Below are 22204 nucleotides of genomic sequence, written 5' to 3' on the forward strand. Positions count from 1 at the left end.
CCTGCATGCCCATCAGTAGCCGGCCGCCTGCAGTTCGGCGCGCGTGGGCAGGCCCTCGGAGTCGCCCAGCACCTGCACCTGGCGCGCGCCCAGCCAGCAGCCGCGGCGCACGGCCCGGTCCACGGCCAAGCCGTCCAGCAGGCCGCTGACCACGCCCACGGCAAAGGCGTCACCGGCACCCACGGTGTCCACCACCACGTCCACCGGGCAAGCGGGCACGTAGCCGGTGCCGGCGCGGGCGTCGTCGTAGTAGGCACCCTGCTCGCCCAGCTTCACGGCGACCAGCTGCGCGCCCTGCGCGCGGTAGAAGGCGGCGATGCCCTCGGGCGTGGCCTCGCCGGTCAGCAGCCGGCCCTCGGCCAGGCCCGGCAGCACCCAGTCGGCGCCCGCTGCCAGGGCGTTGATCTCGCGGCGCATGGTGGCCTCGCTCTCCCACAGCGTGGGGCGCAGGTTGGGGTCGAAGGAGATGGTGCTGCCCGCCTCGCGCGCGACCTGCAGCGTGCGCCGGGCCGTGGCCAGCGACGTGGGCGAGATGGCGGCGAACACGCCCGTGGCGTGCAGGTGGCGCGCGGCGCGCAGCCAGGGCTCGTCGATGTCGGCCGGCTGCATCAGGCTGGCGGCCGAGCCCTTGCGGTGGTATTCGATCTCGGGATCGCCGCCGCCGTCGACCCGGCCCTTGAACTGAAAGCCGGTCTTCTGCGCCGCATCCAGCACCACGTGATCGCAATTGACGCCCTCGCCACGCATCTGCCGCACCAGGTAGCGGCCCATGGAGTCGGCGCCCAGGCGGCTGGCCCAGTGCACGTCGAACCCTAGGCGCGACAGGCCGGTGGCCACGTTGATCTCGGCGCCGGCGATGCGCTTGGTAAAGCCCTCGGCATATTCCAGCGGGCCGGGCCGGTCGGCGATCAGCAGCAGCATGGCCTCGCCGAAGGTGGCGATGTCGTAGGTCTTCGCGTCAGGGGTGGTCATGGCGGACGGGCAAAAAGGTTTACACGCGGGTGGCGTGGCGCAACTGCTGCAGCGCCGTGCGTGTGAGGGCGGCCAGGTCGTCGGCGATCAGGGGGTATTCGATGGCGCGGGGCGCGTCCTGCGGCAGTGCGTCCAGCAGCGTGCGCCAGGGCGCGCTGGACTCGGCCAGCGGCACCGCGACCCACTTGCCGCGGTGCTGCACGCCCTTGGCGTGCACGTAGCCCACGCGCTCGCCCAGCTCACGCGCGGCCTGTAGCGGGCATTCGCCCACGTAGTGCCAGTTGCCCATGTCGAAGGTCATGGGCAGCACCAGCCCAGCCGCGTCGGCGGCGGCGAAGAAGCGCCGCAGCGCGCGCAGGCTGCCGGCCTGCGGGGTCTGGTCGTTCTCGATCAGCAGCGTGACGCCGGCCTGCTGCAGCGCCTGCGCCAGCGGGGCGAAGCCCAGGGCGGAGGCCTGCTCGCCCTGCGCGGCGAAGTGGCCGATGGACATCTTCAGCCACAGCGCGCCCAGCGTGCGCGTGGCGGCCAGGGCGTGGGCCAGGGCCGCGGCGTCCAGCTGGCCGTCGGCGGCAAACAGCGGGCGCGGGCAGGAATAGACGCTGCGCAGCGGCGTGCTGCGCAGCCACTCGGCCAGGGCGGGCAGCTCGGCGGCCGGGTCGGTCAACAGCTCTTCGCGCACCTCCACGCCCTGGGCGCCGGCCTCGTGGCACAGGCGGGCAAACCACAGCTGGCCGTGGCGGCACACCTCGGCGGCGCCGAAGGAGGTGAGCGAGACCAGCGCATCGGGCAGCGCGGCGGATTCGGGCAGGAAGGACATGCGAAGGGACAAGGAAAGTGAGAGGGGAGGCAACCCGCCGGCAACCCGCCGGCAACCCGCCGTCAGTGGTTGCTGAGGATCTGCCCCAGGAAGGCCTGGGTGCGCGGGTCGCGCGGGGCGGTGAAGAAATCGCGCGGCGCGCCCTGCTCCACGATGCGCCCTTCGGCCATGAAGATCACGCGGTCGGCCACGCTGCGGGCAAAGCCCATCTCGTGCGTCACGCACAGCATGGTCATGCCGTCCTCGGCCAGGCCGATCATGGTGTCCAGCACTTCCTTGACCATCTCCGGGTCCAGCGCGCTGGTGGGCTCGTCGAACAGCATGATGCGCGGCGACATGCACAGCGCACGGGCAATCGCCACGCGCTGCTGCTGGCCGCCCGACAGCTGGCTGGGGTACTTGTGCGCCTGCTCGGGAATGCGCACCCGCGTCAGGTAGTGCATGGCGCGCTCCTCGGCTTCGGCCTTGGACAGGCCGCGCGAGCGCATGGGCGCCAGCGTGCAGTTCTCCAGGATGGTCAGGTGCGGGAACAGGTTGAACTGCTGGAACACCATGCCCACCTCGCGGCGCACGCTGTCCACGTTGGGGCCGCCGGCTGTCAGGTCGATGCCGTCCACCAGCAGGCGGCCTTTTTGCACGCTCTCCAGCCGGTTGATGCAGCGGATCAGCGTGGACTTGCCCGAGCCCGAGGGCCCGCAGATCACGATGCGCTCGCCGGCCTTCACGTCCAGGTTGATGTCGGTGAGCACCTGGAACTGGCCGTACCACTTCTCCACACCCTGGAACTGGATGATGGGCTGCTCGGTGGTCGTATTCATGCAAAAAACTCCGTCATGCCTGGGGGTCCTGCCGGGCCGGCGCTCGGCCGGCCCTTGTCAAAGTCAGTCCAGCTTGGGCAGGTCGGCGCCCAGCCACTTCTTGTAGCGCTGGTTGAATTCGCCGCTGGCGATGTGCTTGTCGATGGCGGCGTTGATGGCGGCGGCCAGCGCGTCCTGGCCGGGGCGCAGGGCCACGGCCATGTTCTGCTGCAGCAGCGGGAACTTGTTCTCGAAGCGGCCGGCGGGGGCGCGCTGGGCGATCTGCGCGGCCACGGTGACGGAGCAGCCGATGGCGTCCACCTGGCCCGACAGCAGTGCCTGCATGGCCGAGGCGTCGTCGTCGAAGCGGCGGATCTGCGTGCCCTCGGGCGCCACCTTGGTCACCGCCACGTCCTGCGTGGAGGCGCGGGCCACGCCCACGCGCAGGCCCTTCAAGTCGGCCGGGCCGGTGATCTTGGTCTTGGCCTCGCCGTACAGCACGATGGAGGCGGCCGAGTACGGCTTGGAAAACAGCACCTGCTTGGCACGCTCGGGCGTGATGGCCAGCGAGGCGACCAGCGCGTCCACCTTGTTGGTCAGCAAGAAGGGGATGCGGTTGGGGCCGGTGACGGGCACGATCTCCAGCTCCACCCCCAGGTCCTTGGCCAGCAGGCGGGCCACGTCGGCGTCGTAGCCGTCGGGCTGGTTCTTGTCGTTCAGGATGCCGTAGGGCGGAAAGTCCACCAGCATGCCGACGACCAGCTTGCCCTTCTTGCGGATGTCCTCCACGGTCTGGGCCGAGGCAAAGGTGGGCAGCAGGCCGGCGGCAGCCATGGCGGCAGCGGCGGCGGTGAATTGGCGGCGGGTGAATGCCATGACGTGTCTCCTTCGGGGGTTGGGGTTGAAAGCAGGGGTGCCCGGGGCGGTAATGGGCGTCAGCGTGCGCCGGCGCGCAGGTTGCGCCGCTCCAGCCGGCCGGCCCACAGCGACAGCGGCCAGCACAGCACGAAGTACAGCGCCCCGACGGCGCCAAAGACCAGCAGCGGCTGGAAGGTGGCGTTGTTGATGATCTGCCCGGCGCGCGTGATCTCGGTGAAGCCGATGATGGCCGCCAGCGACGTGCCCTTGACGATCTGCACCAGGTAGCCCACGGTGGGCGGCACGGCGATCTTGAAGGCCTGGGGCAGCACGATGGCACGCATGCGCCAGTAGTAGCTCAGGCTCAGGGCGTGGGCAGCCTCCCACTGGCCGCGCGGCACGGCGTCGATGCAGCCGCGCCAGATCTCGCCCAGGAAGGCGCCGCTGTTGAGCGTGAGCGCCACAGCCGCGGCGATCAGCGGGTCGATCTCCAGCCCAAGCACGGGCGCGCCGAAGAACACCAAGAACAGCTGCAGCAGCAGCGGCGTGCCCTGGAAGACGCGGGTGAACAGCATCGCCACGTGGCGCAGCGCGGGCACGTCGGAGGTGCGCGCCAGCGCCACCAGCAGCCCCACCAGGGAGCCGCCGACGAAGGCCAGCACGGACAGCGTGATGGTCCACTTGGCTGCCTCGACGATGAACAGAAATTCGGCCCAGCCGAAGGTACGCATGGCGTGGTGCTCCTGGGGTTGTGCTTCAGCGACGGTCCGGGTAGTTCAGCCAGCGCTCATAAGCCAGGCGGAACAGCGCGGAGAACAGCAGCGACAGCAGCAGATAGATGACCGCCACGACGATGTAGACCTCGAAGCTGCGGAAGGTCTCGGACTGGATGTTGGCCGCCACCGAGGTCAGGTCGTCCGCCGAGATGACCGACACCACGGCCGAGCTGAGCATCAGCAGGATGAACTGGCTGGTCAGCGCCGGGTAGATGGTCTTGAGCGCGGGCTTGAGCACCACGAAGCGGAAAATCTGCCAGGCCTTGAGGTTCAGCGCCTGCGCCGCCTCGATCTGCCCGCGCGGCACGGCCTCAATGCCGGCGCGGATGATCTCCGTGGCGTAGGCGCCCAGGTTCACCACCATGGCCACCAGCGCGGCCGTGTAGGGCGGCCAGCGCAGCCCCACCGCCGGCAGCGCGAAGAAGAAGAAAAACAGCTGCACCAGAAAGGGCGTGTTTCGGATCAGCTCGATGTAGGCGTTGATCACCCAGCGCAGCGCCGCCGGCCCCGAGGTCTTGCCCCAGGCGCAGAACACCGCCACCACCAGCCCCAGCACCGTCGCCGTGAGCGACAGCTGCACGGTGACCAGGGTGCCGTGCAGCAGCGTGGGCCAGGCGGCGAAAACGGGGCCAAACTCGAACTGGTATTGCATGAGGGATGGAACGGTTGACGGCTCACTGAAACCGGTTTCATGATTCTAGAGCGCGTTGTCGCGGCGACGTGTACGGGGTTTACCCGATGCCGCCGCAACGCCTGCGCCCTGCCCCCGCCGCTACATTGCGGCGCCTGCCCTGTCTGCCGCCGCCCTGCCCGCCCGTCTGTCTGCCTGAACCTCCTCTGCCATGCACGAAGAAGAACCCCGCCCCGCCGCCCGCGCGCCCCGCCAGCGCACCACCATCAACGACGTGGCGCGCACCGCGGGTGTCTCCAAGGCCACCGTCTCGCGCTACGTGAACGGTGGCGACACCCTGCTGGCCCCGGAGACGGCCGCGCGCGTGGCGCGCGCCATGCAGCAGCTGGGCTACCACCCCAGCCCCATGGCCCAGTCGCTCAAGCACGGGCGCACGCGGCTCATCGGCCTGGCGGTGGCCGACATCACCAACCCGTTTTCCGTCGCCGTGATGCAGGGCGCCGAGCGCGCCTGCCAGGAGGCCGGCTACCTGCTGGTGCTGTTCAACCTGGGCAACGCCGCCGAGCGCGAGCGCGGCGTGCTGCGGGCGCTGCAGACCTCACAGCTGGACGGCCTGATCCTGAACCGCGCCACCGCCACCGGCCAGCTGCGCCAGCTGGCCCTGGACGCCGGCAAGCCCATCGTGCTGGTGGACCGCCGCCAGCCGGGGCTGGAGGCCGACTTCATCAGCGTGGACAACCGCGGCGCCATGGCGCTGCTGCTGGAGCACCTGGCCCGGCGCGGCTGGCGCCGCTTCGTGCTGGTGAGCGAACCCAGCGCCGGCGTCAGCTCGCGCATCGCGCGTCAGCAGGCCTTCCGCGACTGGCTGGCCCACCCGTTGGCGGGGCCAGAGGGCTGCACCGGCGTGCATCTGGAGATCCCCCGCGGCGCCCAGGAGGAATGCCGGCTGCAGCTGCAGCGCTGGCACGCGCAGCAGACGGCTGGGACGAAGAAACAAGGCGGAGCTGTGGACGGCGGCTGCGCCATCGTCACCGGCAACGCCGTCGCCACCCTGCTGGCCGCCAGCGCCGCCCGCGACCTGGGCTGGCAACTGGGCCGCGACGTGGGCTTTGCCGGTATCGACGAAACCGAGTGGACGGCGCTGATCGGCCCGGGTTTGACCACCATCGCGCAGCCTACCGACGAGCTGGGACGGGAGGCCGTGCGCTGTCTGCTGGAGCGGCTGGAGGGTGATACGCAGCCGGCGCGGACTATCGAGCTGCCGGGGCGGTTAGTGGAGCGGGCATCGTCTGCGGCTTGGGAAGGACGGTCGTAATCAGCCGAATGCAAAGCCGTGATTGCCTCATCGCTCACTTCATCAATCATGCAGACAGCGACCAACTAAATGCTTGAAGCTACACGCCAGCGTTTTGCCACCCTGCAAGACGAAGCTGCGCACGCCGGAGTGCGCCTGCGCCCGCCGCCACCCGAGCCGACCACCTGCTGCGGGCGAGGGTGCAACGGGTGCGTGTGGGAGGGGTTTTATGCGGCGGCGCAGTGGTGGTGTGAGGATGCGCAGGAGGTATTGGAGAAATTGAAAAAGACCCACCCGGCCGACAGATAAGAGCACTGAAGGCTTCCGACCCCTTGCAGCCGCTCGGATCTCGCCAGTCTATGTCTGCTTTTCAGTGTGAATTCAACCAATCGACGAGTCGCTTCCTGCGGACTGGCGGGCACCACACACTGAATTTAGGCCAAGAACTGCTGGTTCAGCGTAAACGACTTCACTACGCGCCCTGCGGGCTTTGGATTAGGCCCACATGCCTCCTGTTGAACTATGCGCGTTGAAGTCGAAAGGTAACGCTGCGGTATTTGTATGCCGGTGTGCCAGGGAATTATTCAAACAGCTCGGTTGAAAAGTGGAAGCCTGTCACCTTCCCTGCGGCAACGGTAGGATGGCTCAACGCTCTTTGTTCGGTTGCTTTCTTGCTTTTGCAAAGTGCTCGCAGAATGCTTTGAGGTCCCCCTCGGGGGCTACGTCACTACGCTCGCATCTCGCCAAAGCGCGTGTAATCCAGTGGGGCAGGACATCTTTACCGAGGATCAAAAATAATCCGCCATCCTCCACCGAAATTCTTTCTTTATGAACGCCTCCAGTTACCCACAGATGGTTCTCATCGATGGAGATCCTTGGCCTTCCAAAATATCGCTTTACCAATGGCAAGAAGTCTTCATCTCTGACGGGACCTTTGATTTTGTTATGAAATAGAATATGCGTGATTTCTCGATTATTGAATCCAAAGTAGTAGGTCACTGAAGAGAAAATTGGATGAGTAACATCAATTGACCAATAGTCCTCATTCTTCTTGTCTATTGGTACATCGAGAAAGGCTGCTTCTACTTCGGTTGGAGTGGACCCAATCCGTATAGTGTCCAACCCCTTTGGATAGCCACTCGGCAAAACAAATGGATTTTCTATGGTCGCCAGGCGGAATTTTTCGGAGATTTTCGTATTTTCATTCTCGATTTTCTGGACCGCCGCCCTTTCCTCAGAGAGCTTGAGGTCCAATCCCTCGATCTGTTTCTTTAAGCCGCCAATCTCTTCGCTTTTCGCATCGACCACTTTACGCAATTCCGCGATCTCAGATGAGAGGTGAGCCGTAAGTAGCGGGAAGACAACACCTCCCATTAAGGTCAGCGTCGCAGCTACGGCAATTGAAGCAACCACGACTGGATGGTCTCGCCAAGAACTTTCTGCTGCGTTCTCACGCACTTGGCTCGGCTTTCTCAACGAACTACGTTTCATTGTTACCATTGCCTCTTACGCCCTCGGAAATTTTGTGTTTAGAGGGGTTGACTGTGATGGTTTGTTCGGCCTTTAACCCCGCAATGCGGTAGTCATTTGCAAAAAACAATCCATCTCAATCGCCATTGCTTATCCCCTCAACCTCTCGTAATAATAATAAGCGAAAGTGCAGGTCACTCGTGCGTTTTGGGGCGCCAGGTTTAGGTGTTATGCTGCAACCTCATATCGAACTTCTACCAAAGTGTCAGTGCATGCTAACGCCAACCTCAAGGTATGCGTGATTGCTAGGAACGGGACCAACTAGCAAGCCTTCCGGCTGGGGTTTGGAGACTCCCGCTACACCCGCCTACAGCACGCTCTCAAACTTCCGGATACTTACAACCAACAACTGAGCCGACTCATGATCGACGATGTCGAATGTCGAATGTCGAATGTCGAATGTCGAATGTCGATCAGGCAGTCTGACGCAGTCGCTTGTGGGAATGCGTTCAAGGACCGCTCCTGGCCGAGAGCCGACGTTGCGAAGAAGGTGGGCCCGCACCCAATGCCAGCCCCTCTTCAAAAGTATCCCAACCTCGCGCGCCTTCTTCTAAAAAGATAGCTACCAGCGCTTATCCAGTAGGCGCTAGAGGCCAATTTGGCTTCGACTTAGCAAGCCCCTATCCCAACACCGCCGCACCCGCCGCCCAGCACACCCGCACACCCTGCGCGATAGTCACGACTTTTCCCCGTCAGCCCCATGACCACCCAGCCGCACAACACCTCCGCCAAGCCCTCCCGCACAGGCGGCCAAATCCTCGTCCAGCAACTCCTCCTGCACGGCGTCCAGCAGCTCTTCTGCGTCCCTGGCGAAAGCTACCTCGCCGTCCTCGACGCCCTGCACGACGCCAGCATTGCCGTCACCGTGTGCCGCCAAGAGGGCGGCGCGGCCATGATGGCCGAGGCGCAGGGCAAGCTGACCGGGCGGCCGGGGATTTGCTTCGTCACGCGCGGGCCGGGGGTGACGAATGCGTCGGCGGGCATCCACATTGCCCAGCAGGATTCGACGCCGCTGATCGTCTTCGTCGGCCAGGTGGCGCGCGGCGCGCTGGGGCGCGAGGCGTTCCAGGAGATCGACTACGGCGCCGTCTTCGGCACCATGGCCAAGTGGGTGGTGCAGATCGACGACGCCCGGCGCCTGCCCGAGCTGATGTCGCGCGCCTTCCACGTCGCCACCTCGGGCCGGCCCGGCCCGGTGGTGGTCGCCCTGCCCGAGGACATGCTGACCGACACCGTGCAGACGGCCGACGCCCTGCCCTACACCGTGCCCGAGACCTACCCCGGCGCCCCCGCGCTGCAGGAGCTGGCGGCGCGGCTGCAGGCGTCCGAGCGGCCGGTGGTCATTCTGGGCGGCAGCCGCTGGTCAGACCAGGCGGTGCGCGACGTGACGGCCTTCGCCGGCCCGTGGCAGCTGCCGGTGTACTGCTCGTTCCGCCGGCAGATGCTGTTTCCGGCCAGCCACGACAGCTACGCCGGCGACCTGGGCCTGGGCGCCAACCCGCAGCTGCTCGCGCGCATCCGCGCCAGCGACCTGGTGCTGCTGCTGGGCGGGCGGCTGTCCGAGGTGCCTTCGCAAGGCTACGAGCTGCTGGACATTCCCGTGCCCGCGCAGCCCCTGGTGCACGTGCATGCCGACGCGGATGAGCTGGGCCGGCTGTACCGCCCCGCGCAGGCCATCCACGCCACGCCGCAGGCCATGGCCGCGGCGCTGGCCGGCCTGCAGCCCCAGGGCGCGCCGCGTTGGGCCGCGCACACCCAGGCCGCCCGCGCCGAATACCTGGCCTGGAGCGACCCGGCCCCCATCTGCATCCCCGGCAGCCTGCAGATGGGCGCGGTGATGCAGCACCTGCGCGAGGTGCTGCCGGCTGACGCCATCTTCTGCAACGGCGCGGGCAACTTCGCCACCTGGGTGCACCGTTTCTGGCGCTTCACCACCTACGGCAGCCAGCTGGCGCCCACCTGCGGCTCGATGGGCTACGGCCTGCCGGCCGGCGTGGGGGCCAAGCGGCTGTGGCCCGAGCGCGAGGTGGTGGTCTTCGCCGGCGACGGCGACTTCCTGATGCACGGCCAGGAGTTCGCCACCGCCGTGCAGTACGGGCTGCCCCTCATCGTGGTGCTGCTGGACAACGCCATGTACGGCACCATCCGTATGCACCAGGAGCGCGAATACCCCGGCCGCATCAGCGCCACGCAGCTGAAGAACCCCGACTTCAAGGCCTACGCCCAGGCCTTCGGCGGGCACGGCGAGCGGGTGGAGCGCACGGAGGATTTCGCGCCGGCCCTGGCGCGGGCGCGGGCCAGCGGCCTGCCCAGCGTGCTGCACTGCCTGATCGATCCGCAGGCGATCACGCCCACGGGCACGCTGGACGGGATGCGCGCCGCAGCGCTGCAGCGGCTTCAAAAAGCATAGCTGCCAGCGCTTGACTGGCAAGGGTTTGAGGCCAAAAAGGCCTCAAACCCTGTGCGCGCTCAGCCCAGTTGCTCGACAGCCATGAAGCGCTCGCGCCAGTCTTCGAACGACAGATTGTCGGCCGCCTCGATGGCGCGCTGGTCGGCCAGGGATTGCTCGGCCAGGGCCAGGTAGCGCTGCTGCTGCGCCTCGGTCCAGGGCTGGGCCAGCAGCACGTCGCGCGAGGTGCGCGAGTGGTCCAGCGCGAAGGCGGTGAAGTCGCTCTCGTGCTGCTGCACCAGCTCGGACAGCACGTGCGCCGACGGCGTGGCGTCGGGGCTGGCCAGGGTGGCGCGGGCCGCCGCCAGGGCCTGGGCGTAGTCGCCACCGCCGTGGGCGGCGTCCAGCGCCTGGGCGATGGGCTCGCACTCGGCCAGCACCTGGTCGCCCCATTCCACCAGCGGCACCTGGGCGCCATTGCGCGACAGCATCAGCCCGGGCTCGCGCCCGCGCTCGGCCGTCAGCTGCTGGTTGTGCTTCAGCACGGCGATTTCCTCGGGCGTGTCCGGCGGGCTGTCGGTCAGCAGGCAGTGCAGCAAGAACACGTCCAGCAGGCGCATGGTCTGGGCCGTGATGCCCACGGGCACGAAGGGGTCCAGGTCCATCAGGCGCACCTCGACGTACTCCACGCCGCGCTCGCGCAGCGCGTGCAGCGGGCGCTCGCCGCTGTGCACGGTGCGCTTGGGGCGGATGGTGCCGTAGAACTCGTTTTCGATCTGCAGCAGGCTGGTGCCAAGCTGGTTGTAGTCGCCGCCCAGGCTGCGCAGGCCGATGGCCTCGTAAGCCGGATAGGGCTTGGTCAAGGCCTCGTGCAGCGAATCGGCATAGCCCTGCAGGCCGTTGTAGCTCACGCGCAGGCTGGCCTGGGCGTCGCTCTGGTAGCCCAGCCGGCCCATGCGCAGCGACGTGGCATGCGGCAGGTACAGGGCGCGGACGGCACCCCCGCCGGCGCTCTCCAGGGGCTGCAGGCTGTGCTGGCGCCCCTGCACGAAGCACGGGCACAGCGCGGGCGAGGCGCCGAACAGGAACAAAAGCACGAAGGCGTTGCGGCGGAAGTTGCGGATCAGCGCGAAGTACTCATCGCTGCCCACGCCCGGCAGCGACCAGTTGTAGTGGATGCCCGAGATGGTCTGCATGCGCCGGCCGTAGCGGTGGCCCAGGCCCATGCGGTAGACGCTCTTGGCGCGCCCGGCGTTGGAGCCGCCATAGCGGCCCAGGGGAATGGTCTCGTCCGGCGGCAGCTGGCAGGGCATGCTGGAGGCCCACATCAGCTCGCCCCCCGGCTGCTGCTGGGCCAGCACGCGGTGTGTGAACTGGTGCAGCTCGGTCAGCTCATCCAGGCACTGCTGCACCGTGCGGTGCGCGCCGGTGATCAGCTCCAGCTGCGACTCGCTGTAGTCGGTGGTGATGGCCGTGTGGGTCAGGGCCGAGCCCAGTGCCACCGGGTGCGGCGTGAGCGCAAGCTGGCCCGTGGGCAGCACGCGCAGCCCCTCCTTTTCGATGCCGCGGCGCATGCCGGTCAGGCGGTCTGCGCTCAGGGCAGCGATTCGCTGGTGCAGTGTGCTCATGGGGTGGGCGCGTTTGTTGTTGTGCGTTCCGTATGAAGGGGCCGGAACTTAGCACGCCCGGCAGTGCCCTGCCCGGTGGCTGGATCAAGCGCCGGTGCCGCGGCGGGGCACTGCCTGCAACCTCTGCCGGCACGCGCCGGGCGTGTCATATGCAATGCAGGCAATGCCCGGCCGGGCTGGCGGCCTGAAGGCAACTAGCGGGCGCCGTGCGCCGCCAGGGCGCGGCCCACCTCGTGCGTGCTCTGGGCGGCGCCGCTTTGCGGCACCTGCTCGTCGGCGCGGTCGGTCACCTCGTCCAGGCGGGCGGCCAGCTGCTCGGGCACGTCCGGGCCCACGCCCAGGTACACGCCCTGGGTCATGGTGATATGGGCGGCCTCGAAGGCGCCGGCGCCGGCGCACAGGATGGTGCGGGTGGGCGCGCTTTCGTGCGCCAGCACCAGCATGGCGGGCACCACGGCCTCGGGCTTCAAGGCGTCCAGCACTTGCTGGGGCATCAGGCCCTCGGTCATGCGGGTGGCGGCCGTGGGCGCCAGGGCGTTGACGTGGATGCCGTGCTTGGCGCCCTCGATGGCCAGGGTCTGCATCAGCCCCACCTGCGCCAGCTTGGCGGCGCCGTAGTTGGCCTGGCCGAAGTTGCCGTACAGGCCGGTGGAAGACGTGGTCATGACGATGCGCCCGTAGCCCTGCGCCTGCATGTGCGGCCAGACGGCCTTGGCACAGTAGGCGGCGCCCATCAGGTGCACCTGCACCACCAGGGCGAAGTCGGCCATGTCCATCTTGGCAAACGACTTGTCGCGCAGGATGCCAGCGTTGTTGACCAGGATGTCCACCCGGCCCCAGGCATCGACGGCCTGCTGCACCATGGCCAGCACGGCGTCGAAGTCGGTCACCGAGGCGTTGTTGGCCAGCGCCTCGCCGCCCGCGGCGCGGATCTCGTCGGCCACCGCCTGCGCGGCCGAGGCGCCCGAGCCGCTGCCGTCCACCGCGCCGCCCAGGTCGTTGACCAGCACCTTGGCGCCACGCGCGGCCAGCGCCAGCGCGTGCTGGCGCCCCAGGCCGCCGCCGGCACCGGTCACGATGGCCACACGGCCCGCAAAGTCGAGAGTCATGGATGAAGTCTCCTGTGGAATATCAAAAACAATAGCTTGCAGCGCTTGTCCTGCAAGCGCTGGAGGACGATTTTGCTGCAATGCAGCGAAGGATGCGGGCCGGGCGCTAGTAGCGCACCGGCGTGCTGTAGCGCGCGTCGCCGTGCCAGGCCCAGTAGGTGTCGACCAGCCGGCGCGTGACGGGGCCGACCTGGCCGTCGCCCACGGGCGCGCCGTCCACCCGCGTGACGGGCAGCACACCGCCGCCGGAGGTGGACAGAAACACCTCGCGCGCGCCGCGCAGCTCGGCGGCGGGCAGCGCGCGCTGCGCCAGGGGCAGGCCCAGCGCGGCGGCCATCTCAATCACCGTGCGGCGGGTGATGCCCTCCAGCACGCCTTCGGCCGGCGTGGCGATGCAGCCCTGCGCATCCACGCAGAAGACGTTGAAGCCCGGCCCCTCGACCACGTTGCCGGCGCCGTCGCTCAGCACCACGGTGTCAAAGCCCGCGTCCAGCGCGCCCAGCAGGCCCATGGTCAGGTCGTTCCAGTGGTAGTTCTTGGCGCGCGGGTCCACGCTGGTGGCGGGGATGCGCTGCACGTCGCTGACCTGCAGGTGCAGGCCGCGCCGGCGCTGCTCTTCGTTCGCGATCCACACGAAGGGCACGGCGAAGGCGTAGAACTGGTTGACCGCCTGGCGCGGGTCGCGCGAGCCCCAGGGCGGCTGGCCTCGCGTGACGATCATCTCCACATAGGAAGCACGGAGGCCGGACAGGCGCACGCACTGCTCCAGCACCTGGGCGATGGCCTGGGGCGACAGGCCGGCGTCCAGCCGGAAGCGCCGGCAGCTGGCCATGAAGCGCTCCAGGTGCGCGTCCAGTCGGAAGAAGGCGCCCTCCCACACCGTCACCACGTCGTAGGTGGCGTCCGAGCGCAGAAAGCCCCAGTCGGTGATCGGGATGCTGGCCTGGCCGATGGGCAGGTACTGGCCGCGAACGTAGGCGGCGCCTTGGGAGTAGTCGTGCTGGTCCATAGGCCGGCCATGTTCCCGGCCGCGGCCAGCGGGCGCAAGCCGGCCGGGGGTTATCCCTGAAGGCGTTGGACAATCGTGTGGATAACTGCGGAGCAGCGCTGTATGGGCCGCGCAAGTGCTTGATTTGCAATGAAAAGCACCGCACTGCCCGTTTTTTACGCAGTGCATGAACCGGTTATCCCAGCCGCCGTTGGACAATCATGGGGATAACTTCGGACAACCGCTGTACGGCGCGCGCAAGTGCTTGATCTGCAAGGCAACCGCCTGTACTGCCTGTTTTTTGGGCACACACGCCGGCCCGCTCAGGCGCCGGCGTTACTTCTGTTTTGATAGCTGCCAGCGCTTGCACAGTAAGCGCTGGAGCCGTTTTTTATCCATATTCATTCAGCGCACCATGACCCACCCCGCCACCCCGCCTTTCTTCATCGCCCGCGTGGGTGACGACGGCACGCAGTGCGACGCCTGGCCCGAGCAGCCGCTGCTGCTGTCGCTGGAGCAAGGCGGCATCGACTGGCCCAGCTCGTGCCGCAACGGCACGTGCCGCACCTGCATCGGCGTGCTGGAAAGCGGCGAGGTGCGCTACCGCGTGGACTGGCCGGGCCTGTCGCCCGAGGAGCGCGCGGAGGGCTGCGTGCTGCCCTGCGTGGCCTACCCGGCCAGCGACGTGACCCTGGCCGCCCCGGCGGTTTGAGGCGGGCGCTTAAAATCGCCCGCTTCGGGATCGACCGACGCATCCCATCTTCTCCTGCCGCGCGGCCCGCGCCTGCGGCAGCGACCCGTTCTTTGGTGGCACCGCGCCGGAGAACGCGCGCTGCCCGGGGCCCGGCCGCAAGGCGCCTGACGAGAGCCCTTCGCATGAACACCCCCCGCACGCCCGCCCCCATCTCGCCGGTTCACGACATCGTGGCCGAGCTGCGCGCCGGCCGCATGGTCATCCTGGTCGACGAGGAAGACCGCGAGAACGAGGGCGACCTGGTCCTGGCCGCCGACCACGTTACGCCCGAGGCCATCAACTTCATGGCCCGCTTCGGCCGCGGCCTGATCTGCCTGACGCTGACGCGCGAGCGCTGCGAGCTGCTCAAGCTGCCGCCCATGGTGGCGCGCAACGGCACCAAGATGGGCACGGCCTTCACCGTCTCCATCGAGGCGGCCGAGGGCGTGACCACCGGCATCAGCGCCGCCGACCGCGCCCGCACCGTGGCCGCCGCCGTGGCGCCCGGCGCCCAGGCCGGCGACCTGGTGCAGCCCGGCCACATCTTTCCGCTGCAGGCGGTGGACGGCGGCGTGCTGATGCGCGCCGGCCACACCGAGGCCGGCTGCGACCTGGCCGCCATGGCCGGCTGCAGCCCCTCGGCCGTGATTTGCGAGGTGATGAAGGACGACGGCACCATGGCCCGCCTGCCGGACCTGCAGCTGTTCGCCGCCGAGCACGGCATCAAGGTGGGCACGATTGCCGACCTGATCGAGTACCGCAGCCGCAACGAGTCGCTGGTGCAAAAGGTGGGCACGCGCAGCATGCAGACGGCGTTTGGCGAATTCACCGCCCACGCCTTCCGCGACGTGCCCAGCCAGGCCGTGCACCTGGCCCTGGTCAAGGGCCAGTGGCAGGCCGATGAATCGGTGCCGGTGCGCGTGCACGAGCCGCTGTCGGTGCTGGACGTGCTGGAGGTCGGGCGCAGCATGCATTCCTGGAGCCTGGACGCCAGCCTGCGCCACATCAGCGAGCACGGGCGCGGCGTGGCCGTGCTGCTCAACTGCAACGAGAGCGCCGACCAGCTGCTGGCCCAGTTCGAGGGCAGCGCCCGCGCCGCCCAGGCGCCCGAACGCGGCCGCATGGACCTGCGCACCTACGGCGTGGGCGCGCAGATCCTGCGCGAATGCGGCGTGGCGCGCATGCAGCTCATGGGCCAGCCGCGGCGCATGCCCAGCATGGCCGGCCACGGGCTGGAGATCACCGGCTACGTCGCCAACGCATAACCACGAACACGAACGAAAGAACAGCCATGTTTGACGCAGAAAAAGGAACGGCCCCGCAACTGAACGGCCAGGGCCTGCGCATCGGCATCGTCCAGGCGCGCTTCAACGAGAGCATCACCAACACCCTGGCCGCCGCCTGCCGCGCCGAGCTGCTGCGCCTAGGCGTGGCCGAGGACGACATCGAGCATGTGCTGGTGCCCGGCGCCCTGGAGGTGCCGCTGGCCCTGCAGGCCATGGCCCAGCGCGCCGAGGATGAGGAAGCCTCCGGCGAGCCGTTTGACGCGCTAATCGCCTTAGGGTGCATCATTCGCGGCGAGACCTACCACTTCGAGCTGGTGGCCAACGAGTCCGGCGCCGGCGTCACCCGCGTGGGGCTGGACTGGCACGTGCCGATTGCCAACGCCATCCTGACCACCGAGAACATGGAGCAGGCCATCGCCCGCCAAAGCGAAAAGGGCTCGGACGCCGCCCGTGTGGCCGTCGAGATGGCCCAGCTGCTGCGAGGCCTGGCATGAGCGGCAACACCCCGGACTCCAAACGCCCGCCGCGCCAGCCGCGCACCGGCACCACCAGCACGGGGGCGCGCAAAGCGGCCTCCAAGTCCACCCGCAGCCGCGCCCGCGAGTTCGCCCTGCAGGCGCTGTACCAGCACCTGGTGGGCGGCAACGACGCCGCCGCCGTAGACGCCTTCACGCGCGACCTGGCGGGCTTTCACAAGGCCGACTCGGCGCACTACGACGCACTCCTGCACGGCTGCATCGAAGGCGCGGCGCAGCTGGACGCGCTGATCGAACCCCACCTGGACCGCAAGCTCTCCGAGGTCTCGCCCATCGAGCACGCCGTGATGTGGATCGGCGCCTACGAGTTCCAGCACTGCCTGGACGTGCCCTGGCGCGTGGTCATCAACGAGTGCATCGAGCTGGCCAAGGAGTTCGGCGGCACCGACGGCCACCGCTGGGTCAACGGCGCCCTGGGCAACCTGGCGCCGCAGCTGCGCGCGGCCGAAGTGGCGGCGGACCGCGGCGCGCCGCCCGCCCCGACGCAGGACGGCGCCCAGGGCTGACCGGCGCGTTCACCCCGCTTTTTTTCTGCCGGCACTGCGGCAGGCTCACCAGGCAGCCTCTTTTTTTATGAAGTTCTCTACCCGCGCCGAGCGCATCGAACCGTTTTACGTGATGGAAGTGGCCAAGGCCGCGCAGCAGATGGCGCGCGAGGTGGCGGCCACGGCCGAGCCGATGATCTTCCTGAACATCGGCGAGCCGGACTTCACCGCCCCCCCGCTGGTGCAGGAGGCCGCCGAGCGCGCCATGCGCGCCGGCAGCACGCAGTACACCAACGCGCTGGGCTTGGACGCTCTGCGCGAGCGTATCAGCGGCTGGTATGCGCAGCGTTTCGGCATCGACGTGCCGGCGCGGCGCATCGTGGTGACGGCCGGCGCGTCCGCCGCGCTGCAGCTGGCCTGCCTGGCGCTGATCGAGGCCGGCGACGAGGTACTGATGCCCGATCCCAGCTACCCGTGCAACCGGCATTTCGTGAGCGCGGCGGAGGGCCGCGCGGTGCTGATCCCGACCACGGCGGAAGAACGCTTCCAGCTCAGCGCCGCCAAGGTCGAGGCGGCGTGGACCGACAAGACGCGCGGTGTGCTGCTGGCCTCGCCGTCCAACCCCACGGGCACGTCCATCGCGCCCGATGAGCTGCGCCGCATCCACGAGGTGGTGTGCGCGCGCGGCGGCATCACGCTGATCGACGAGATTTACCTGGGCCTGTCCTACGACGAGGCGTTCGGGCAGTCGGCGCTGGCCATCGGCGACGACATCATCAGCATCAACAGCTTCAGCAAGTACTTCAACATGACGGGCTGGCGCCTGGGCTGGATGGTGGTGCCCGAGGCCATGGTGCCGGTGGTCGAGCGGCTGGCGCAGAACCTGTTCATCTGCGCCTCCACCATCTCGCAGCACGCGGCGCTGGCCTGCTTCGAGCCGGACAGCATCTCCGAGTACGAGCGCCGCCGCGCCGAGTTCCGCGCCCGGCGCGACTTCTTCATTCCTGCCCTGCAGTCGCTGGGCCTGGATGTGCCGGTGGCGCCGGACGGCGCCTTCTACGCCTGGGCCGACTGCACGCAGGCGGCGCAAAAACTCGGCGTGCAGGGCAGCTGGGATTTCGCCTTCGAGCTGATGCGCCGCGCCCACCTGGCCATCACGCCCGGGCGCGACTTCGGCACGGCCGACACGCAGCGCTTCGTGCGCTTTTCCACGGCCAATTCGATGGCGCAGCTGCAGGAGTCGGTGGCCCGCCTGCGCGCGCTGATCGGCTGACGCGATGGCCTTCCGCTGGCCGGTGCGCATCTACTGGGAGGACACGGATGCCGGGGGCGTCGTGTTCTACGCCAACTACCTCAAGTTCTTCGAGCGCGCACGCACCGAGTGGCTGCGCTCGCTGGGCCTGTCGCAGCAGGCGCTGCGGGAACTCACGGGCGGGATGTTCGTCGTAACCGACGCGCGTGTGCGTTACCTGCGCCCGGCGCGGCTGGACGATGAACTGATTGTTACGGCGCAGCTCGCGGAAAGCGCGCGGGCATCCCTGACAATCGCGCAGCAGGCCCTGGCCCCGCAGGAGCCCGGCGCCGCCCACGGCCCGCTGCTGTGCGAAGGCTCCATCCGCATCGGCTGGGTGGACGCCGCCACGATGCGCCCGGCGCGCATCCCGCCTGCCGTATTGCAACGACTATCCGCATCATGAATTCCCAAGATATGTCCATCCTCAGCCTGGTGCTGGGCGCCAGCTGGGTCGTGCAGCTCGTCATGCTGCTGCTGCTGGGGGTCTCGGTGGCCAGCTGGGCGGCCATCTTCCGCAAGCTGTTTGCCTTGAAGCGCGTGCGCGCCCTGAACGACGAGTTCGAGCGCGAGTTCTGGTCGGGCACCAGCCTGAACGACCTGTACGCCTCGGCCGCACAGGACCCGGGGCGCGTCGGCCCCATGGAGCGCATCTTCGCCAGCGGCATGCGCGAGTTTCAAAAGCTGCGCGAGCGCCGCATCCTGGACGCCGGCACGCTGCTGGACGGCGCGCGCCGCGCCATGCGGGCGAGCTTCCAGCGCGAAATGGACGTGATCGAGTCCAGCCTGTCCTTCCTGGGCTCGGTGGCCTCGGTCAGCCCGTATGTGGGCCTGTTCGGCACGGTGTGGGGGATCATGCACGCCTTTACCGGCTTTGCCGGCATGGAGCAGGTGACGCTGGCGACCGTTGCCCCCGGCATCGCCGAGGCGCTGGTGGCCACCGCCATCGGCCTGTTCGCCGCCATTCCCGCCGTGATCGCCTACAACCGCTTCGCACGCGACATCGACCGCGTGGCCACGCACCAGGAGACCTTCATCGAGGAGTTCTCCAACATCCTGCAGCGCAACCTGGCGGCGCACCCCGCTGCCCAGGGCGCGCACTGAGAAGGAGCGCGGCATGCCCTCCATGGCCTCGCGCAGCGGCAGCCGCCGCCGCTCCATGAACGAGATCAACATGGTGCCCTTCATCGACGTGATGCTGGTGCTGCTCATCATCTTCATGGTGACGGCGCCCATGCTCACGCCCAGCTCGGTGAACGTGCCCTCCGTGGGCAAGGGCGCCAAGGTGCCCAAGACCCGCGCCGACGTGTTCGTGGACAAGGACGGCAGCATCCGCTTCAAGACCGACGGCAACGAGCGCCCCGTGGCGCTGCAGAACCTGGGCGCGACGGCCAGCAACTGGCTCAAGGACCAGCCCGAGGACACGCCCGTGCTGATCAGCGCGGACAAGTCCGTCCCCTATGACTCCGTGATGCAGGCCATGGCCGCGCTGCAGCGCGCCGGCGTGGCGCGCGTGGCCCTGGCGGTCAAGAGCGGTGGTTGACCCGCTGACGCCCCGCATGCAGGCCACCAACGACCGCGACCAGTTCGCCCCGCCGCGCCCGCCCGGGCGCTCGCGCGCCGTCGCGCTGGCGGTGCTGGCGCACCTGGCGCTCATCGGCGCACTGACCTGGGGTGTGCACTGGAAGGCCAGCGACGATGCCCCGGCCGTCGAGGCCGAGCTGTGGTCCGCCGTGCCCCAGCAGGCCGCGCCACGCGCGGTGGCGCCACCGCCACCCCCTCCGCCACCCCCGGCTCCGGCTCCAACACCGGCTCCGGCTCCAACACCGGCGCCAGCCCCCACCCCGGCACCGCCGCCGGCCCCGCCACCGCCCAAGGTGGCCGAGCCGCGCGAGGCCGACATCGCCCTGGAGCGCGAGAAAAAGCGCGCCGAGGAAGAGAAGAAGCGCCAGCAGCAGATCGCCGAGCGCGAGAAGCGTGAACGCGAGCGCAAGGAAGAGGAGCGTCGCGAGCGGCTGGAGCAGGAAAAGAAGGAGCGCGCGGCCCAGCAAAAGGCCGAGCGGGAGAAGACCGAGCGCGAGAAGGCGGAACGCGAAAAAGCCGAGCGTGAAAAAGCCGAGAAGGCCGAGAAGGAAAAGCAGGCCCGCGCCGAGCAGGAAAAGAAGAAAAAGGCCGCCGACGACAAGCGCCGCGCCGAGGCTGAAGAAAAGCGCGCCGAAGAGCTGCGCCAGGAGCAGCTGCGCCGCATCGCCGGCCTGGCCGGCGCCACCGGCGGCGAGACCGCCACCGGCACCGCGCAGCGCAGCAGCGGGCCGTCGGGCAGCTACGGCGGCAAGGTGGCGGCCAAGGTGCGGCCCAACATCGTCTACCCCGACGCGGTGGCGGGCAACCCGCGCGCCGAGGTCGAGGTGCGCGCCGCGCCGGACGGCACCATCGTCGGCGTGCGCGTTGTGCAGTCCAGCGGCAACAAGTCGTGGGACGAGGCCGTGGTGCGCGCCCTGCACAAGACCGAGACCCTGCCGCGCGACGTGGACGGGCGCGTGCCCTCCTCGCTGGTCATCGGCTTCCGGCCCAAGGACTGAGACGCCGGGGCGCGCTAGCAAAAAAAGAGCTGCCAGCGCTTGATTTGCAAGGGTTTGCGATGGTTTTCTATCGCAAACCCGCGCAGCTCAAGCGCTGGCAGCTATTCTTTTAAGAGCACCCAGCGGCGCCCGGAGTTTCAGCTGCGCTGCTCGATCAGCCGGTTGATGCGCAGCGCCGCCAGCGTGCAGACCACGCCCGACAGCAGGTACAGCGACACCGCCCCCAGCCCGAAGCGCGCCGACAGCCCCAGCGCCACCAGCGGCGCGAAGGCCGCGCCGAACAGCCAGGCCAGGTCCGACGACAGCGCCGCGCCGGTGTAGCGGTAGTGCGACGAGAAATTGGCCGTCACCGTGCCGGCCGACTGGCCGTACGACAGCCCCAGCAGCACGAAGCCCAGCAGCAGGAAGGTGTTGCTGCCCGCCACGCTGCCGTCCAGCAGCCAGGGCGCGGCCAGGCTGAACAGGCCGATCAGCACCGCCATGCCGCCCAGCAGGTTGCGCCGGCCGATGCGGTCGGCCAGCCGGCCCGACAGCATCACGGCGCAGGCCGCCAGGAAGGCGCCGGCGATCTGCACGCCCAGCACCTCGGTCATGCTGCGCTCGGAGTACAGCGAGATCCACGACAGCGGGAAGATGGTCACCACGTGGAACAGCGCAAAGCTGGCCAGCGCGGCAAAGGCGCCCAGGAAGACGTTGCCGCCCTCCTCGCGCATGAGCTGTGCGGCGCCGATGGGCTCCAGCTCTTTCTCCTCCAGCAGCTCGGCGTAGGACTGGCCTACCACCAGGCGCAGGCGGGCAAAGAGGGCCACCACGTTGATGGCGAAGGCCACGCAGAACGGGTAGCGCCAGCCCCAGGCCAGGAATTCCTCGCTGGTCAGCTGCCCGTACAGGTAGGCGAACAGCGAGGCCGCCAGCACGAAGCCCGCGGGCGCGCCCAGCTGGCCCACCATGGCGTACCAGCCGCGGCGCTCCTTCGGGGCCGCCATGGCCAGCAGGGACGGTAGGCCGTCCCACGAGCCGCCCAGAGCCACGCCCTGGCCGATGCGCAGCACGATGAGCGCGGCGATGGCGGCCACGCCGGCCGTCTCGTAGCCGGGCAGCAGGGCCATGCTGACCGTGCTGCTGCCCAGCAGGAACAGCGCCAGCGTCAGCTTGGTGCCGCGCCCCCAGCGCCGCTGCACGGCCATGAACAGCGCCGTGCCGAAGGGCCGCGCGATGAAGGCCAGCGAGAAGATGGCGAACGCCGCCAGCGTGCCCGCCAGCGGCGACAAGAAGGGAAACAGCAGCTGCGGAAACACCAGCACGCAGGCAATGCCGAAGACGAAGAAATCAAAGTACTCGGACGAGCGCCCGATGATCACGCCGACCGCGATCTCGGAGGGGGTCACGTCCTCGTCGGTGTGGGCCCGGGCCAGCGAGGCCTCGCTCTCGTGCCCGTAGACGGGCAATGCCATCGAACTGCTGCTGCTCATAGACGAAACGCTCCTTCTGACTGCCTGCAT

The 22204-nt window shown here is 68.5% G+C and carries 23 protein-coding genes; 12 read left to right on the forward strand and 11 right to left on the reverse strand.

What is annotated here, in order from left to right; genetic code table 11:
- Positions 1 to 12 precede the first annotated feature (12 nt).
- The 6 genes from RT282_RS10440 to RT282_RS10465 form a co-directional block, all read right to left on the reverse strand.
- Positions 13 to 972, reverse strand: a complete 960-nt coding sequence (locus RT282_RS10440) for a sugar kinase (RefSeq protein WP_313313713.1) — start codon at positions 970 to 972, stop codon at positions 13 to 15.
- 19 nt (positions 973 to 991) lie between these two features.
- On the reverse strand, positions 992 to 1789 hold the full coding sequence (locus RT282_RS10445; RefSeq protein WP_313313714.1) for a TIM barrel protein: 798 nt from the start codon (positions 1787 to 1789) through the stop codon (positions 992 to 994).
- A 62-nt stretch (positions 1790 to 1851) separates the two neighbouring features.
- Positions 1852 to 2607 carry an amino acid ABC transporter ATP-binding protein gene (locus tag RT282_RS10450; protein ID WP_313313716.1) on the reverse strand — a complete coding sequence of 252 codons (756 nt, stop codon included), beginning with the start codon at positions 2605 to 2607 and terminating at the stop codon, positions 1852 to 1854.
- 63 nt (positions 2608 to 2670) lie between these two features.
- Positions 2671 to 3462 carry a transporter substrate-binding domain-containing protein gene (locus RT282_RS10455; RefSeq protein ID WP_409456839.1) on the reverse strand — a complete coding sequence of 264 codons (792 nt, stop codon included), beginning with the start codon at positions 3460 to 3462 and terminating at the stop codon, positions 2671 to 2673.
- A gap of 59 nt (positions 3463 to 3521) precedes the next feature.
- Positions 3522 to 4175, reverse strand: coding sequence for an amino acid ABC transporter permease (locus RT282_RS10460; protein ID WP_313313718.1), 654 nt, complete (start codon positions 4173 to 4175; stop codon positions 3522 to 3524).
- A 25-nt stretch (positions 4176 to 4200) separates the two neighbouring features.
- Positions 4201 to 4872 (reverse strand): amino acid ABC transporter permease, encoded by a 672-nt coding sequence (locus tag RT282_RS10465; RefSeq protein ID WP_313313719.1) that lies wholly within the window; start codon positions 4870 to 4872, stop codon positions 4201 to 4203.
- Between the two features lie 190 nt (positions 4873 to 5062).
- Between RT282_RS10465 and RT282_RS10470 the strand changes: the two genes are divergently transcribed.
- Positions 5063 to 6166, forward strand: coding sequence for a LacI family DNA-binding transcriptional regulator (locus tag RT282_RS10470; protein ID WP_313313722.1), 1104 nt, complete (start codon positions 5063 to 5065; stop codon positions 6164 to 6166).
- Positions 6167 to 6235: 69 nt separating this feature from the next.
- Positions 6236 to 6454, forward strand: coding sequence for an oxidoreductase-like domain-containing protein (locus tag RT282_RS10475; RefSeq protein ID WP_313313723.1), 219 nt, complete (start codon positions 6236 to 6238; stop codon positions 6452 to 6454).
- Positions 6455 to 6790: 336 nt separating this feature from the next.
- Here the strand turns inward: RT282_RS10475 and RT282_RS10480 are convergent, their stop codons facing one another.
- Entirely contained in the window at positions 6791 to 7636 is an 846-nt protein-coding gene (locus RT282_RS10480) for a hypothetical protein (RefSeq protein ID WP_313313726.1), read from the reverse strand.
- Positions 7637 to 8375: 739 nt separating this feature from the next.
- On the opposite strand from RT282_RS10480, the gene RT282_RS10485 reads away from it, so the two are divergent.
- On the forward strand, positions 8376 to 10085 hold the full coding sequence (locus RT282_RS10485) for a thiamine pyrophosphate-binding protein (RefSeq protein ID WP_313313729.1): 1710 nt from the start codon (positions 8376 to 8378) through the stop codon (positions 10083 to 10085).
- Between the two features lie 59 nt (positions 10086 to 10144).
- Here RT282_RS10485 and gshA read toward each other — a convergent pair whose 3' ends face one another.
- From gshA to RT282_RS10500, 3 genes are all read right to left on the reverse strand, one after another.
- The gene (gene gshA, locus RT282_RS10490; protein WP_313313731.1) at positions 10145 to 11692 is read right to left on the reverse strand and encodes a glutamate--cysteine ligase; all 1548 of its coding nucleotides are present in this window, start codon (positions 11690 to 11692) and stop codon (positions 10145 to 10147) included.
- A gap of 194 nt (positions 11693 to 11886) precedes the next feature.
- Positions 11887 to 12801 carry an SDR family NAD(P)-dependent oxidoreductase gene (locus tag RT282_RS10495; protein ID WP_313313733.1) on the reverse strand — a complete coding sequence of 305 codons (915 nt, stop codon included), beginning with the start codon at positions 12799 to 12801 and terminating at the stop codon, positions 11887 to 11889.
- Positions 12802 to 12907: 106 nt separating this feature from the next.
- Positions 12908 to 13810: an aminotransferase class IV gene (locus RT282_RS10500; RefSeq protein WP_313313735.1), complete on the reverse strand. Its 903-nt coding sequence runs from the start codon at positions 13808 to 13810 to the stop codon at positions 12908 to 12910.
- Between the two features lie 394 nt (positions 13811 to 14204).
- Here RT282_RS10500 and RT282_RS10505 point away from each other — a divergent pair, with 394 nt between their 5' ends.
- From RT282_RS10505 to tolA, 9 genes are all read left to right on the forward strand, one after another.
- On the forward strand, positions 14205 to 14501 hold the full coding sequence (locus RT282_RS10505; protein WP_313313736.1) for a 2Fe-2S iron-sulfur cluster binding domain-containing protein: 297 nt from the start codon (positions 14205 to 14207) through the stop codon (positions 14499 to 14501).
- A 164-nt stretch (positions 14502 to 14665) separates the two neighbouring features.
- Positions 14666 to 15787, forward strand: coding sequence for a bifunctional 3,4-dihydroxy-2-butanone-4-phosphate synthase/GTP cyclohydrolase II (gene ribBA / locus RT282_RS10510; RefSeq protein ID WP_313313739.1), 1122 nt, complete (start codon positions 14666 to 14668; stop codon positions 15785 to 15787).
- Between the two features lie 26 nt (positions 15788 to 15813).
- The gene (gene ribH, locus RT282_RS10515; RefSeq protein ID WP_313313741.1) at positions 15814 to 16302 is read left to right on the forward strand and encodes a 6,7-dimethyl-8-ribityllumazine synthase; all 489 of its coding nucleotides are present in this window, start codon (positions 15814 to 15816) and stop codon (positions 16300 to 16302) included.
- Positions 16299 to 16850 (forward strand): transcription antitermination factor NusB, encoded by a 552-nt coding sequence (nusB, locus tag RT282_RS10520; protein WP_313313743.1) that lies wholly within the window; start codon positions 16299 to 16301, stop codon positions 16848 to 16850. Before ribH ends, nusB begins: the two co-directional genes overlap by 4 nt.
- 67 nt (positions 16851 to 16917) lie before the next feature.
- Positions 16918 to 18102 (forward strand): pyridoxal phosphate-dependent aminotransferase, encoded by a 1185-nt coding sequence (locus RT282_RS10525; RefSeq protein ID WP_313313745.1) that lies wholly within the window; start codon positions 16918 to 16920, stop codon positions 18100 to 18102.
- Between the two features lie 4 nt (positions 18103 to 18106).
- Positions 18107 to 18526 carry a tol-pal system-associated acyl-CoA thioesterase gene (gene ybgC, locus RT282_RS10530; RefSeq protein ID WP_313313747.1) on the forward strand — a complete coding sequence of 140 codons (420 nt, stop codon included), beginning with the start codon at positions 18107 to 18109 and terminating at the stop codon, positions 18524 to 18526.
- The gene (gene tolQ / locus RT282_RS10535) at positions 18523 to 19224 is read left to right on the forward strand and encodes a protein TolQ (protein ID WP_312306881.1); all 702 of its coding nucleotides are present in this window, start codon (positions 18523 to 18525) and stop codon (positions 19222 to 19224) included. Before ybgC ends, tolQ begins: the two co-directional genes overlap by 4 nt.
- Positions 19225 to 19237: 13 nt before the next feature.
- On the forward strand, positions 19238 to 19663 hold the full coding sequence (locus RT282_RS10540) for an ExbD/TolR family protein (RefSeq protein ID WP_313313750.1): 426 nt from the start codon (positions 19238 to 19240) through the stop codon (positions 19661 to 19663).
- A 16-nt stretch (positions 19664 to 19679) separates the two neighbouring features.
- Positions 19680 to 20702 (forward strand): cell envelope integrity protein TolA, encoded by a 1023-nt coding sequence (tolA, locus tag RT282_RS10545; protein WP_313313753.1) that lies wholly within the window; start codon positions 19680 to 19682, stop codon positions 20700 to 20702.
- A 137-nt stretch (positions 20703 to 20839) separates the two neighbouring features.
- Here tolA and RT282_RS10550 read toward each other — a convergent pair whose 3' ends face one another.
- Positions 20840 to 22174, reverse strand: coding sequence for an MFS transporter (locus RT282_RS10550; RefSeq protein WP_313313756.1), 1335 nt, complete (start codon positions 22172 to 22174; stop codon positions 20840 to 20842).
- Positions 22175 to 22204: the final 30 nt, after the last annotated feature.

This window comes from Pulveribacter sp. (assembly GCF_032079985.1).
GTDB lineage: Bacteria > Pseudomonadota > Gammaproteobacteria > Burkholderiales > Burkholderiaceae_C > Melaminivora.